Source organism: Ideonella sp. P3_A4 (genome assembly GCF_056403075.1).
Map to the genome: position 1 here is coordinate 1 of NZ_JBFUGE010000166.1, position 11,796 is coordinate 11,796.

Genomic DNA, 11,796 nt, shown 5'->3' on the forward strand with positions numbered 1-11,796 from the left:
CCAGACCAGTCCGCAGCGCCGCGTGCACATCGTGAAGGGGCGCCGCCTGATTCGCGAGGCAGGTACCAGCGTCGTGCGTGTGGTGGCACTGGTGGCGACCGAAGAAGACGGACAATTGATCCATGTCCGCCGCCTCCACTCCCGCTGACGACAACGCCACCGGTGGCGAGCACGTCGTGCTCGAAGGCCGGGTCGAGAGCCGGCCGCTGGGCCAAGGCACGAAGAGCGCACACCCGGGGATGGTGCTGGTACTGGCCGACGGCAGGTGGCATGTGCTGCGGCGCGCCGGCGGCCATGCCTATGTCGACCCGGCGTTCGAGGCGATGGAAGGCAAGCGTGTTCGACTGCGCGGCAAGCTGCGGCCGAACTTCTTCCTGGTCGAAGGCGTCGACGAGCCCAACGACTGAGCCACGTGCCGCCCACACGTGGCGCTAGGCGATGCCCACCACCTTGTGGGTCTGGATGCCCAGCCGCCACTGAGGGTGCTGCATGCAATAGGCGATCGCGTCCTGCGTGTTGCGCGCCCGATCGGGCCCATCCATTGGCTGCAGGATGAAGTGGTCGAAGGCCAGGCCGGTAAAGCGCTCGGGCATCGCCAGCACTTGCGGGAACACCAGCTTCAACTCATCGCCGGCGGTCAACACCAGCGGCGCATCGGCCTTGGGACTGACGCAGATCCAGTCCAGCCCGCGGGGCGCCGGCTGGGTGCCGTTGGTTTCAACGGCCACGTCGAAACCCCGCGCGTGCAAGGCTTCGACCAGGGTCTCGTCCAACTGCAGCAGGGGTTCGCCGCCGGTGCACACGACCATCGGCTTGCCGCCCGCGCCGCCAGACCACTTCGCGGCCACCGCAGCTGCGAGCGCTTCGGCAGTGTCGAACTTGCCGCCGCCCGCGCCATCGGTGCCGACGAAGTCGGTATCGCAGAAGCGGCAGGTGGCCGTCGCACGGTCTGCTTCGCGACCCGACCATAAGTTGCAGCCGGCAAAACGGCAGAACACGGCTGCGCGCCCAGCTTGGGCGCCCTCGCCTTGCAGCGTGTAGAAGATTTCCTTGACCGAGTACGTCATGCTCAAGCAGCCAGCACGGGCTCGGTGTCGCCCGCGCAAACGATGGCCCCGCAGCCTTCGGTTTCAAACAGATCGACGCGCGAGACCTGAGGCAAGCGTGCGCGCGCCTGGGCCAGTACCCAACGCGCGAGGCTGGCCGTGTCGCAATCCACCAGATCCGGAATGTCGTGCAGCGGGTGATGGTCCAGTGCCTTGAACACCGGCTTGAACAGCTCCTTCACGTCGCCGAAATCCACCGCCCAGCCCTGCAGCTCATCCAACTCGGCGCTCAGGTGCAAACGCAGCGTGTAGGTGTGGCCATGCAGGGCCGCCAGCGGGTTGTCTTGAGGCGCCCGGCGCTGGCGCAGTGCGCTGTCGAGGTGAAAGTCTTTCCAGATCCGATGTGTGGCACCGTCGTACTGCGCGCCGCAGGACGCTGTCTCGTAGACCTTCACCGACACGAGCCCGTCGGTACCAGCCGCCAAGCGCTGCCACAACCAACGGCTCAACATCTCGCTGGTTGGGTTCTCCAGCCCAGGCAGCTCATTGAGACACGTGTAGTTCAGCTGGTGATGCAACGGTGCCCACAGCTCGTCCAGTCGGTCGCAGGCTCTGTGCGCGACCTCGCTGGATGCAACACGCAGATGCACCACTGCCTCGAAGCCGTGGCCATGCATGCGGCCGCACTTGTGGCCCAGCGGGACGTTCGGCAGGCGGTGCGCGGATTGGAAGCGATAGCGCCGCCATGCGTGGGCCACGCCGTTCTCGTCAACGTCCACACCACTGTGGGCCGAGCTCTGCACGCCGACGGCCGGCACCTGCGGCAAGCTAAGTTGGCTGGCGATCCAGCGGGCCAGCCGATCATCGCTTGGCTCTTCAACCAGTTCGTTCAGCAACACGTGATCGAACGGCGCAGTCACTGCAGCCAGCGCGTCTTGCAGGCGGCTCAGTTCCCCACCAGGAAACGTTGCCCAGCCATCGGCCAAGGCCGCACGCACACGAACCTGAAAACTGTGCCCGTGCAGACGCGACGCGCGATGGCCCGTCGGCAAGCTGTGCAGTTGCCGTGCGGCATCGAAGCCGGCTTGGGCGGTGAAGAAATGGCGGCTCGACATGACGCAAAGACAAACGGGTTAGCAGCGTGTGCTGCTAACCCGTTGTTATTGGTTGGTCGGGGTGGCGGGATTCGAACTCGCGACCCCTTGCACCCCATGCAAGTGCGCTACCAGGCTGCGCTACACCCCGACGAAGCTCGCATTATAGCCAGGCATTTGGAGGCCTCTCGGCTGATAAGAAAATCATCGCTGAGGCCGACGTTTTCTTGCGTCGCATCGAGGGCGAAAGACGCCCTCAAGCTCTCGGCCACCGGCTCAGAAGACGAGCAGTTCGCGGATCGCCAGCAGCTCGTCGCGAACCTGCTCGACGCTGGGATTGGCCGGCAGCACCGGCAAGCGCAATTCAGCGGTCGAAGCATGGCTCAGTGCGGCCATGGCTTGCGCGCCCGGGGCTGCGACCGGCAAGGTATGCGGCTCCGGCAAGCTGTCCGGCAGGTTGTCGTCGGCGCCTTCCAATGAAGCAGCTTCGGACAAGCGATTGCGCGCACCGCTGATGGTGAAGCCCTGGTCGTACAGCAGATCGCGGATGCGCCGGATCAACAGCACTTCGTGGTGCTGGTAGTAGCGCCGGTTGCCGCGGCGCTTCATGGGCTTGAGCTGGGTGAACTCCTGCTCCCAATAACGCAGCACGTACGGCTTTACGCCGCACAGCTCGCTCACCTCACCGATGGTGAAGTAGCGCTTGGCGGGGATGGCCGGCAGGCGGTTGGGGCCAGAATCCATAAAAGAATGGGCGTGCGAAATCAATGCACTTCGGCGAAGTGCTCAGACTTTACTCGAACTCCTCCGCAGGCGGCATGTCGCCCTGAACAATCGCTTTCAACTTGTGGCTTGCATGGAAGGTCACCACGTTGCGCGCCTTGATCGGGATCGGCTCGCCAGTGCGGGGGTTGCGGCCGGGCCGCGGCGCCTTGCGACGGATCGAGAAGTTGCCAAAGCCCGAGAGCTTGACGTCGGTGCCCTGCACCAACGCCTCGTTGACGATCTCGAAGAACGCCTCGACCATGTCCTTCGATTCGCGCTTGTTCAGCCCCAGGCGCTCGAACAGCAACTCGGCCAACTCGGCCTTGGTGAGCGTGGGCGTTTCGAGCGACGGGAGGATGACGCGGTCCATCGGCGGCGGTGCGGTGTCGGCGGGGTCGGAAGGGAAATCGGGCTGCATGCGCTGAAGGCCTTTTCCGGTGCGTGTGTCGTCGAAGCTCAACCGCGCAGGTGTGCGCCATGGGCCACTTGGGCGCGCGTGACAGCCTCCGCCTGGACCGCATCGATGCGATCGTCGGTCAGCGTGGCTTCGTCATCCAACAATTCCAGCCGAACGGCCAAGCTGCGGTGACCAGCGGGAATGTCGGCCGTCGGCACGGACGGTTTGTAGATGTCAAACAGCGTGGCGCGTCGCACCAAGCCGGCCGGGTCGGCGCGCAACGTGGCGACCAGCGCGTCATGGGCGACCTGCTCCGATACCACCAAGGCCAGGTCGCGCACGACCACCTGCTGGCGGGGCACGGGTTTGGCTTGCGGCACGTCGCGGCGCTGCACGGCACCGAGGTCCAACTCGAACAACATCGGCGCTTGCGGCAGCTCGTAGGCCTGGCGCCAGCGCGGATGCAGTTCGCCGACATGGCCGATGACCTCACCGTCCAGCTCCACCGCAGCACAACGGCCCGGGTGCATGGCCGGGTGCTCGGTGGCGACAAAACGCGCCACACGGGGAGCCAGCAAAGCTTCGACGTCGCCCTTCAGGTCGAAAAAGTCAACCGCCTTGTCGGGCTGGCCCCATTGCAGCGACGCAGCCGGACCGTAGGCCAGGCCGGCCACGCGCTGCGACTGGTCAATGCCCTGCACAGTGCTGTCGCTAGCGGCCACGCTCGCATCGCGGCGGAAGACTCGACCCAGCTCGAAAACACGCACGCGCGACGCCTTGCGCGACAGGTTGTAGCGCAGCACGTTGATCAGGCTTCCGACAAGGCTGGAACGCATCACGGCCAACGGCGCCGCGATCGGGTTCAGCACCTTGATCGGGTCGGTGTTGCCGGCCAGTTCGTGTTCCCAGCGTTCCTCGACGAAGCTGAAGTTGATCGTTTCCTGGTAGCCCTGCGCCGCCAGTGCGTGACGCACATCGTGGGTGCTGCGCTGCGATTCCACCCGCACACGCGCCATCACTGGCGCCAGCGGAGCGGTGGCGGGCAGGCGCTGGTAGCCGATCACGCGGGCGACTTCTTCGATCAGGTCTTCCTCGATCGCGATGTCGAAACGCCAGCTCGGCGGCGTCACCGTCAGCGTGCCTTCACCTTCGCTGAACTGCAGACCCAGGCGGCGCAGCACGCCAGCGCATTCTTCTTGGGTGACCGGCATGCCGATCACCTTGGCGGCGCGCGCCACGCGCAGCGTGACGGGCTTGGCTTCGGGCAACTCACCCTGCCAATCGGTCATCGGACCGGCCTCGCCGCCGCAGATGTCTTGCACCAGGCGCGTGATGTGCTCGATGTGCTCGACCGTCAGCGCCGGGTCCACGCCGCGTTCGAAGCGGTGGCCCGCGTCGGTCGAGAAGGTGTAGCGGCGCGATCGGCCGGACACCGCGTTGGGCCACCAGAACGCAGCCTCGATGTAGATGTTCTTCGTGTCGTCGGACACTGCCGTCGAGTCGCCGCCCATGATGCCGGCCAGAGATTCGACATGCGCCTCGTCTGCGATCACGCCGACCTGCTCGTCGAGCTCGATGGTGTTGCCGTTGAGCAGCTTCAGGCTCTCGCCCTTCTTGCCCCAGCGCACGGTCAAACCGCCGTGGATCTTGTCGAGGTCGAAGATGTGCGACGGGCGACCGAACTCGAACATCACGTAGTTCGAGATGTCGACCAGTGGCGACACGCTGCGCTGCCCGCAACGCGCCAGTCGCTCGACCATCCAGGCCGGTGTCGTGGCCTTCGGATTCACACCGCGCACGACGCGGCCCGAGAAGCGACCGCACAGGTCGCTCGCTTCCACCTTGACCGACACGCGCTGGTCATTCGCGGGCGCCACCGGCGAAAAACTGGGCGCCTTCAGCGGCACGCCGGTCAGTGCAGACACTTCGCGGGCGATGCCGTAGACCGACAGACCGTGCGCCAGGTTCGGCGTGAGCTTCAGCGTGAACAGCGTGTCGTCGAGCCTCAGGTACTCGCGAATGTTCTGGCCCAGCGGCGCATCGGCCGGCAGTTCGAGCAAACCGCCATGGTCTTCCGACAGCTTCAGCTCGCGCGCCGAGCACAGCATGCCGAAGCTCTCGACGCCACGCAACTTGCCGATCTTGATCTCGAACGGCTTGCCGTCCTCACCTGGCGGCAACTGCGCGCCGACGACGGCCAGCGGCACACGGATGCCTACGCGCGCGTTCGGCGCGCCGCAGACGATCTGCAGCGGCCCGTCCTTACTGAACGGGCCGGCATCGACGCGGCACACGCGCAGCTTGTCCGCGTTCGGATGCTGCTCAGCCTCGACGATCTCGGCTACGACGATGCCCGCAAACGGCGGCGCGACAGGACGCAGCTCTTCGACCTCCATGCCGGACATGGTCAGCAGGTCGGCCAATTCGGCGGTGTTCAGCRGCGGGTTGCAGAACTCGCGCAACCAGGATTCTGGGAATTGCATGGGATCGGTTCAGTCTTCGGTGTTCGGGGTCAACGTCGGCGGTGACGGTCGCGTCACTGGAACTGCAGTCACTGAAACTGGGACAAGAATCGCAGATCGCCGTCGAAGAACAGGCGCAGGTCGTTCACGCCGTAACGCAGCATCGTCAGCCGGTCCGGGCCCATGCCGAAGGCGAAGCCGATGTAGCGCTCGGGGTCGAGGCCAAAGTTGCGCACGACGTTCGGGTGCACCTGGCCGGAGCCGGCGACTTCGAGCCAGCGACCTTTCAGCGGGCCGTGCGCGAAGGCAATGTCGACCTCGGCCGACGGCTCGGTGAACGGGAAGAACGACGGGCGGAAGCGGATCGTCAGGTCGTCCGTCTCGAAGAAGTTGCGGAAGAAATCGGTGAAGACCGACTTCAGGTCCTTGAAGCTGACGTTCTCGCCGATCCACAGGCCTTCGCACTGGTGGAACATCGGCGAGTGGGTCGCGTCGCTGTCGACGCGGTAGGTGCGGCCGGGGGCGATCACGCGGATCTCGGGGATCGTGTCGCCGCGGGCCAGCGCCTCGGCGTGACGGGCGGCGTGGGCACGCGCATAGCGCACCTGCATCGGGCTGGTGTGCGGACGCAGGTTGAGCCAACGGCCACCGTCGTCCTTCATGTCGACGTAGAAGGTGTCCTGCATCGAACGCGCCGGGTGGTTCTCCGGGTTGTTCAACGCGGTGAAGCTCATCCAGTCGGTTTCGATCTCGGGGCCGTCGGCCACATCGAAACCCATCGAACCGAAGATGGCTTCGATGCGCTCCATCGTGCGCGACACCGGGTGCAGGCCACCCTGCCCACGCTGGCGGCCAGGCAGCGTCACGTCCAACGCCTCGGCCTTGAGTTGCGCTTCCAGCTCGGCATCGGCCAGCGCCTGGCGGCGCGCGTTCAGCGCCGCCTCGATGCGCTGCTTGGTCTGGTTGATCTCGGCGCCGCGGGTCTTCTTTTCTTCCGCAGTCAGTGTGGCCAGACCCTTCAACAGCTCGGTGACACGACCGGCCTTGCCCAAAAAGCGGGCCTTGGCGTTTTCCAGTTCGGCCGGCGTGCCGGCTGCTGCGAAATCGGCCTGCGCGGCGTCCACCAGTTGATCGAGGTCGTTCATGCTTACCAAGCGAAGATCAAAAACAAAATAAAAAAGGCCGCACCAACAGGTGACGGCCTTCGAGTGCCTGTGCGGCCTCCGGTGCCCCTGTTGCCAAGGGCGCCGGAAGAGCCTGCAGCGGTATCAGCTCAGCTGGGCCTTCACCTTGTCGACGATGGCAGCAAAAGCGGCCGGATCGTGAATGGCCATGTCCGACAGCACCTTGCGGTCGAGTTCGATCTGGGCCTTCTTCAGGCCGGCGATGAACTTGCTGTAGGTCAGACCCAGACCACGGGTTGCCGCGTTGATACGGGCAATCCACAGCTGGCGGAACACGCGCTTTTTGGTGCGGCGGTCGCGGTAGGCGTATTGGCCCGCCTTCATCACCGCCTGCTTGGCGATGCGGAAGACGTTCTTGCGACGACCACGGAAGCCCTTGGCCAGGGCCAGGATCTTCTTGTGACGGGCGCGGGCGGTTACACCACGTTTAACGCGAGGCATGTTTGGTTTCCTTTCAGTCCGTCAGAAGATCAGAGGCCAGCGTAGGGCAGCATCTGTGCCATGTGGCCCATGTTGGTCTCGTGCACGTTGGCAGCACCACGCAGGTGGCGCTTGTTCTTCGTGGTCTTCTTGGTCAGGATGTGGCGCTTGAACGCTTGACCGCGCTTGACGGTGCCACCCGGACGGACGCGGAAACGCTTCTTGGCCCCGCTCTTGGTCTTCATTTTGGGCATGACTGCTCCTTGTGAATTGCCTCTGCTGGGCGGCCCCCGCGGCTGCGGTGGCACTTGATGGCCTGCAGTAGCTTCTGCATCAACCCGGCAGTGACCAAACCGCCGGGTGAATTCTTCAAAAACTTCGTCGCGCTGGTTAGCGCTTCTTCGGTGCCAGCACCATGATCATCTGGCGCCCTTCGAGCTTGGGCATGTGCTCGACGACTGCCACATCCGACAGCTCGTCGCGAATGCGTTCGAGCAGGCGCATGCCGATGTCCTGGTGGGTGATTTCGCGGCCACGGAACCGCAAGGTCACCTTGCCCTTGTCACCGTCTTCGGCGATGAAGCGGCGCAGATTGCGCATCTTGATCACGTAGTCGCCTTCATCGGTGCCCGGGCGGAACTTGACTTCCTTGACTTCGATGACCTTCTGCTTGGACTTCGCTTCGGCGGCGCGCTTTTGYTCCTGGTACTTGAACTTGCCGTAGTCCATCAGCCGGCAAACCGGCGGATCTGCAGTGGCGGCAATCTCGACCAGATCCACGTCGGCTTCGGCTGACATCCGCAAGGCGTCCTGAATGCTGACGATGCCCAACGGCTCGTTCTCGACGCCGTTCAGGCGCACGTTCAGGGCGGTGATCTCACGGTTCAGTCGATGCTTGCGCTCGACGTTAGGCATCCGACGGTCGGCAAAGGTAGCGATGGTTAAAACCCCTCAAACAGGTCCTGAGGCAAGTGCAGGACCCGACGAAAAACATTCGGCGAACGAAAACCGAGGCAAAACCTTAGAGCTTGGCCGCAATGTCGCCTGCGAGCTTCGACTGGAAGTCTGCGAGGGACATCACGCCCAGATCCTGGTTGCCTCGGGCGCGCACCGCGACGGCCCCGCTTGCCTTCTCCTTGTCGCCTACGACCAGGATGTACGGGACCTTTTGCAACGAATGCTCCCGTATTTTAAACGTGATCTTCTGGTTGCGCAAATCGCCCTCTGCCCTAACCCCTTGTTTTTTCAGCGTTTTGACGACGGATTCGACGTAGTCCGCCTGGGCTTCCGTGATCGACGAGACCACCACCTGCGTCGGCGCCAGCCAGGCCGGCAGCGCCCCGGCGTGCTGCTCGATCAGGATGCCGATGAAACGCTCCAGGCTGCCGACGATCGCCCGGTGCAGCATCACCGGCGTCAGGCGGTCGCCCGATTCGGCCACGTACTCGGCGCCCAGGCGCTCGGCCATGAAGAAATCGACCTGCATCGTGCCGCACTGCCACTCGCGGCCCAGCGCGTCCTTCAGCGTGTATTCGATCTTCGGGCCGTAAAAGGCGCCATCTCCCGGCGAAATGACGAACTCGCAGCCCGAGCGGCGCAGGCTTTCCATCAGCGCGTGCTCGGCCTTGTCCCAGCTTTCGTCGGAGCCGATGCGCGCATCGGGCCGCGTCGCGACCTTGTAGAGGATGTTCGTGAAGCCGAAGTCGGCGTAGACCTTCTGCAGCAGCGTCGTGTAGTCGACGCACTCCTGCAGGATCATTTCTTCCGTGCAGAAGATGTGGCCGTCGTCCTGCGTGAAGCCACGCACCCGCATGATCCCGTGCAGCCCGCCCGTCGGCTCGTTGCGGTGGCACTGGCCGAACTCGCCATAGCGCAGCGGCAGGTCGCGGTAGCTCTTGATGCCCTGCTTGTAGATCAGGATGTGGCCGGGGCAGTTCATCGGCTTCAGCGCGTAGTCGCGCTTCTCCGACTCCGTCGTGAACATGTTCTCGCGGTACTTCTGCCAGTGGCCCGTCTTCTCCCACAGCGACTTGTCCAGGATCTGCGGGCCCTTGACCTCGAGGTAGCCGTTGTCACGGTAGACCTGCCGCATGTACTGCTCGACGCATTGCCACACGGCCCAGCCCTTGGGGTGCCAGAACACCGTGCCGGGCGAATGCTCGTCGAGGTGGAACAGGTCCAGCTCGCGGCCGAGGCGGCGGTGGTCGCGCTTCTCGGCCTCCTCCAGCATCGTCAGGTACTTCTGCAGGTCGTCCTTGCTGGCCCAGGCCGTGCCGTAGATGCGCTGCAGCATCTCGTTGCGGTGGTCACCACGCCAGTAGGCGCCCGCCACCTTCATCAGCTTGAAGTGCTTCAGCTTGCCCGTCGACGGCACGTGCGGGCCGCGGCACAGATCTTCGAACTGGCCTTCGCGGTACAGCGACACGTCTTCGCCGGCCGGGATGGAGCCGATGATCTCGGCCTTGTAGTGCTCACCGAGCGACTTGAAGTAGGCCACTGCCTCATCGCGCGGCAGCACGCGGCGCTCGACCTTCTCGTCCTTCTTGACCAGCTCGCCCATCTTGGCTTCGATGGCCACCAAGTCTTCGGGCGTGAACGGGCGCTTGTACGCGAAGTCGTAGAAGAAGCCGTTCTCGATGACCGGGCCGATCGTCACCTGGGCTTCGGGGAAGAGCTCCTTCACCGCGTAGGCCAGCAAGTGGGCCGTCGAATGGCGGATCAGTTCCAGACCGTCGGCGTCCTTGTCCGTCACGATGGCAAGTGGCGCGTCGGCTTCAATCAGATAGCTCGTGTCGACCAGCTTGGCTTCCGAGCCTTGGCCGATGCGGCCACCGAGCGCGGCTTTGGCGAGACCAGCGCCGATCGACGCGGCCACTTCTGCAACCGTCAGCGGGCCCGGGTACTCACGTTGGGAACCATCGGGCAAAGAGATCTTGATCATTTGGTGTTCCAGAAAACAAAAACGCGGCTGAAGGGCCGCGTTTCGTGAGGGAAAGTTAGGACGAGTCCGAACGTGCCGCGGCCGACTAGGTGATTTCTCCGAAGGTCGTAGTTCGCGGTGTCATAACCCGTGCTGCCTTTCCTGCTCTTGCTGGTGGGATGGCGAATTGTAGAACGAGAGCTGCGCTGCCAACAATCACAGGGCTTCGGCCTCGAGCGGCGCGCCGGAATCGACCAGCGCGGCAAACTCGTCGGCCAGGCGCTGGCTTTCGGCAATCGCGCGCCGCCAAACCGTCTGGCGCGCCGCTATGTCGTCACCAAAGGCCTTGAAGTCGCCGCGGTCGGGCAGCTTGCCACCCGGCAGTCCGGCAATCCACTCGGCGCGTGGCGCCAGCACCACGACGTTGTCCAGCGCCGACGTGCTGCGATGCCGGTGCTTGAGCACCTTGTCCAGCCAGCCAGGCACCAGCGTCGGCTGGAAATGCGGGTAGAGCACCAGACCCTCAGCGATGCGGTCGTAGCGAAGATGAAGGTGGTAGTCGGTGATGCCGCCGTCCCAGTACGCGCCGGCCGGGGCGCCGGGAATGTCCTGCACCGCTTCGAGCCAGAACGGGATCGAGCAGCTGGCCAGCACCGCCGGGGCGAGGTTGGCCGCGCTGAGGTCCACCTGGTGCGTGCGGTAGTCGTGCAACGGCAGCGGCAAGGGGTCACGCGGGTCCGAAAACACGACACGCTCCAACCACCCACCCATCGCTTGCCGCGACAGCAGATTGCTGACGAACGCGCCGCCGTAGCCCAACGGTGTGCGCAGCTTGCCTTCGCGTCGCAACACATGCCGTCCGCGGCTGGTGAACACGTGCAGGCGGTAGCGCGGATGCCCCAGCAGCTCGTGCTCTACACCGCCGAAGTGCTCCCCCAGCTTGGCGCCGAAAGTGCGGCTCACGACCTGCGCTGTCGGCTGTTTGCCCGGCGCATGCTCGTACGACTGCATCACGTAGTCGTCGGCCAGACGCGCCAAAGCCGCGTCGGGGTCGGTGCGGCAGGCAGAAGCCATGCGCCACGCGCCGATCGACGCGCCGAGCAAGTGAACAGTCTGCGTGCTGCGCGGCAGCCATTGGCCGAAGAGGTACCGGTCCAGCGGGTTCAGCACCAAGCCCTTGGGGCCACCGGCGGCGGCAGGGATGACCACCACGTTCGCCGGTTGCAGACCCCGCTCGCGCAGTTGCTGGCGGGCCCGTGGACCTGCCAACACGCGCAAGGCCTGCAGACCTGCCATCGCCGTGATCAGCGCTTTTGCAGCTTCGCGAAAGCCGCCGCCATCGCGCTCGGGCCGGCAGCCGGTGCCGCCCCGCGCGGCCCCGGACCCGCACGCTCGCCACGCGCCGCCGGGCGGTAGCTGTTGTCGCCTTTCGCCCCTTGGCCCTTCTGCGAAGGCGCCGCGTCGAGCTTCATCGTCAGCGAAATGCGCTTGCGGGCCAGGTCGACCTC

13 protein-coding genes and 1 tRNA gene are annotated in these 11,796 nt (G+C 64.9%); 1 reads left to right on the forward strand and 13 read right to left on the reverse strand.

Features of this window, described 5'->3' with window-relative positions; genetic code table 11:
* Positions 1-122 precede the first annotated feature (122 nt).
* The gene (locus AC1DYI_RS15920) at positions 123-407 is read left to right on the forward strand and encodes a hypothetical protein (protein ID WP_477205106.1); all 285 of its coding nucleotides are present in this window, start codon (positions 123-125) and stop codon (positions 405-407) included.
* A 24-nt stretch (positions 408-431) separates the two neighbouring features.
* On the opposite strand, the gene queE is transcribed toward AC1DYI_RS15920, so the two are convergent.
* The 13 genes from queE to AC1DYI_RS15985 form a co-directional block, all read right to left on the reverse strand.
* Positions 432-1,067: a 7-carboxy-7-deazaguanine synthase gene (gene queE, locus AC1DYI_RS15925; RefSeq protein WP_477205115.1), complete on the reverse strand. Its 636-nt coding sequence runs from the start codon at positions 1,065-1,067 to the stop codon at positions 432-434.
* A gap of 2 nt (positions 1,068-1,069) precedes the next feature.
* A complete protein-coding gene (locus AC1DYI_RS15930; protein ID WP_477205107.1) occupies positions 1,070-2,161 on the reverse strand; it encodes a 6-carboxytetrahydropterin synthase in 1,092 nt (363 codons plus the stop codon).
* 53 nt (positions 2,162-2,214) lie between these two features.
* Positions 2,215-2,291 (reverse strand) — tRNA-Pro (locus AC1DYI_RS15935).
* A gap of 125 nt (positions 2,292-2,416) precedes the next feature.
* Positions 2,417-2,884 (reverse strand): MerR family transcriptional regulator, encoded by a 468-nt coding sequence (locus AC1DYI_RS15940; RefSeq protein WP_477205108.1) that lies wholly within the window; start codon positions 2,882-2,884, stop codon positions 2,417-2,419.
* Positions 2,885-2,933: 49 nt separating this feature from the next.
* The gene (locus AC1DYI_RS15945) at positions 2,934-3,275 is read right to left on the reverse strand and encodes an integration host factor subunit alpha (RefSeq protein ID WP_477205116.1); all 342 of its coding nucleotides are present in this window, start codon (positions 3,273-3,275) and stop codon (positions 2,934-2,936) included.
* 86 nt (positions 3,276-3,361) lie between these two features.
* Positions 3,362-5,785 (reverse strand): phenylalanine--tRNA ligase subunit beta, encoded by a 2,424-nt coding sequence (gene pheT / locus AC1DYI_RS15950; RefSeq protein ID WP_477205109.1) that lies wholly within the window; start codon positions 5,783-5,785, stop codon positions 3,362-3,364.
* Between the two features lie 68 nt (positions 5,786-5,853).
* Positions 5,854-6,909, reverse strand: a complete 1,056-nt coding sequence (pheS, locus tag AC1DYI_RS15955; protein ID WP_477205110.1) for a phenylalanine--tRNA ligase subunit alpha — start codon at positions 6,907-6,909, stop codon at positions 5,854-5,856.
* Positions 6,910-7,032: 123 nt separating this feature from the next.
* On the reverse strand, positions 7,033-7,389 hold the full coding sequence (gene rplT / locus AC1DYI_RS15960; protein WP_329717331.1) for a 50S ribosomal protein L20: 357 nt from the start codon (positions 7,387-7,389) through the stop codon (positions 7,033-7,035).
* Positions 7,390-7,418: 29 nt separating this feature from the next.
* A complete protein-coding gene (gene rpmI, locus AC1DYI_RS15965) occupies positions 7,419-7,622 on the reverse strand; it encodes a 50S ribosomal protein L35 (protein WP_477205111.1) in 204 nt (67 codons plus the stop codon).
* 136 nt (positions 7,623-7,758) lie between these two features.
* A complete protein-coding gene (infC, locus tag AC1DYI_RS15970) occupies positions 7,759-8,283 on the reverse strand; it encodes a translation initiation factor IF-3 (protein ID WP_477205112.1) in 525 nt (174 codons plus the stop codon).
* Positions 8,284-8,389: 106 nt separating this feature from the next.
* Positions 8,390-10,309: a threonine--tRNA ligase gene (gene thrS / locus AC1DYI_RS15975; RefSeq protein WP_477205113.1), complete on the reverse strand. Its 1,920-nt coding sequence runs from the start codon at positions 10,307-10,309 to the stop codon at positions 8,390-8,392.
* Between the two features lie 195 nt (positions 10,310-10,504).
* Positions 10,505-11,575: a phospholipase gene (locus AC1DYI_RS15980; protein WP_477205117.1), complete on the reverse strand. Its 1,071-nt coding sequence runs from the start codon at positions 11,573-11,575 to the stop codon at positions 10,505-10,507.
* Positions 11,576-11,592: 17 nt separating this feature from the next.
* The coding region (locus AC1DYI_RS15985; RefSeq protein WP_477205114.1) for a hypothetical protein at positions 11,593-11,796 on the reverse strand (204 nt) is incomplete at its 5' end.

Excerpts from the sequence above, each read along its gene's own strand:
- AC1DYI_RS15920 (WP_477205106.1), top strand. The coding sequence starts at position 123 with ATGTCCGCCGCCTCCACTCCCGCTGACGACAACGCCACCGGTGGCGAG.
- queE (WP_477205115.1), bottom strand. The coding sequence starts at position 1,067 with ATGACGTACTCGGTCAAGGAAATCTTCTACACGCTGCAAGGCGAGGGC.
- AC1DYI_RS15930 (WP_477205107.1), bottom strand. The coding sequence starts at position 2,161 with ATGTCGAGCCGCCATTTCTTCACCGCCCAAGCCGGCTTCGATGCCGCA.
- AC1DYI_RS15940 (WP_477205108.1), bottom strand. The coding sequence starts at position 2,884 with ATGGATTCTGGCCCCAACCGCCTGCCGGCCATCCCCGCCAAGCGCTAC.
- AC1DYI_RS15945 (WP_477205116.1), bottom strand. The coding sequence starts at position 3,275 with ATGGACCGCGTCATCCTCCCGTCGCTCGAAACGCCCACGCTCACCAAG.
- pheS (WP_477205110.1), bottom strand. The coding sequence starts at position 6,909 with ATGAACGACCTCGATCAACTGGTGGACGCCGCGCAGGCCGATTTCGCA.
- rplT (WP_329717331.1), bottom strand. The coding sequence starts at position 7,389 with ATGCCTCGCGTTAAACGTGGTGTAACCGCCCGCGCCCGTCACAAGAAG.
- rpmI (WP_477205111.1), bottom strand. The coding sequence starts at position 7,622 with ATGCCCAAAATGAAGACCAAGAGCGGGGCCAAGAAGCGTTTCCGCGTC.
- thrS (WP_477205113.1), bottom strand. The coding sequence starts at position 10,309 with ATGATCAAGATCTCTTTGCCCGATGGTTCCCAACGTGAGTACCCGGGC.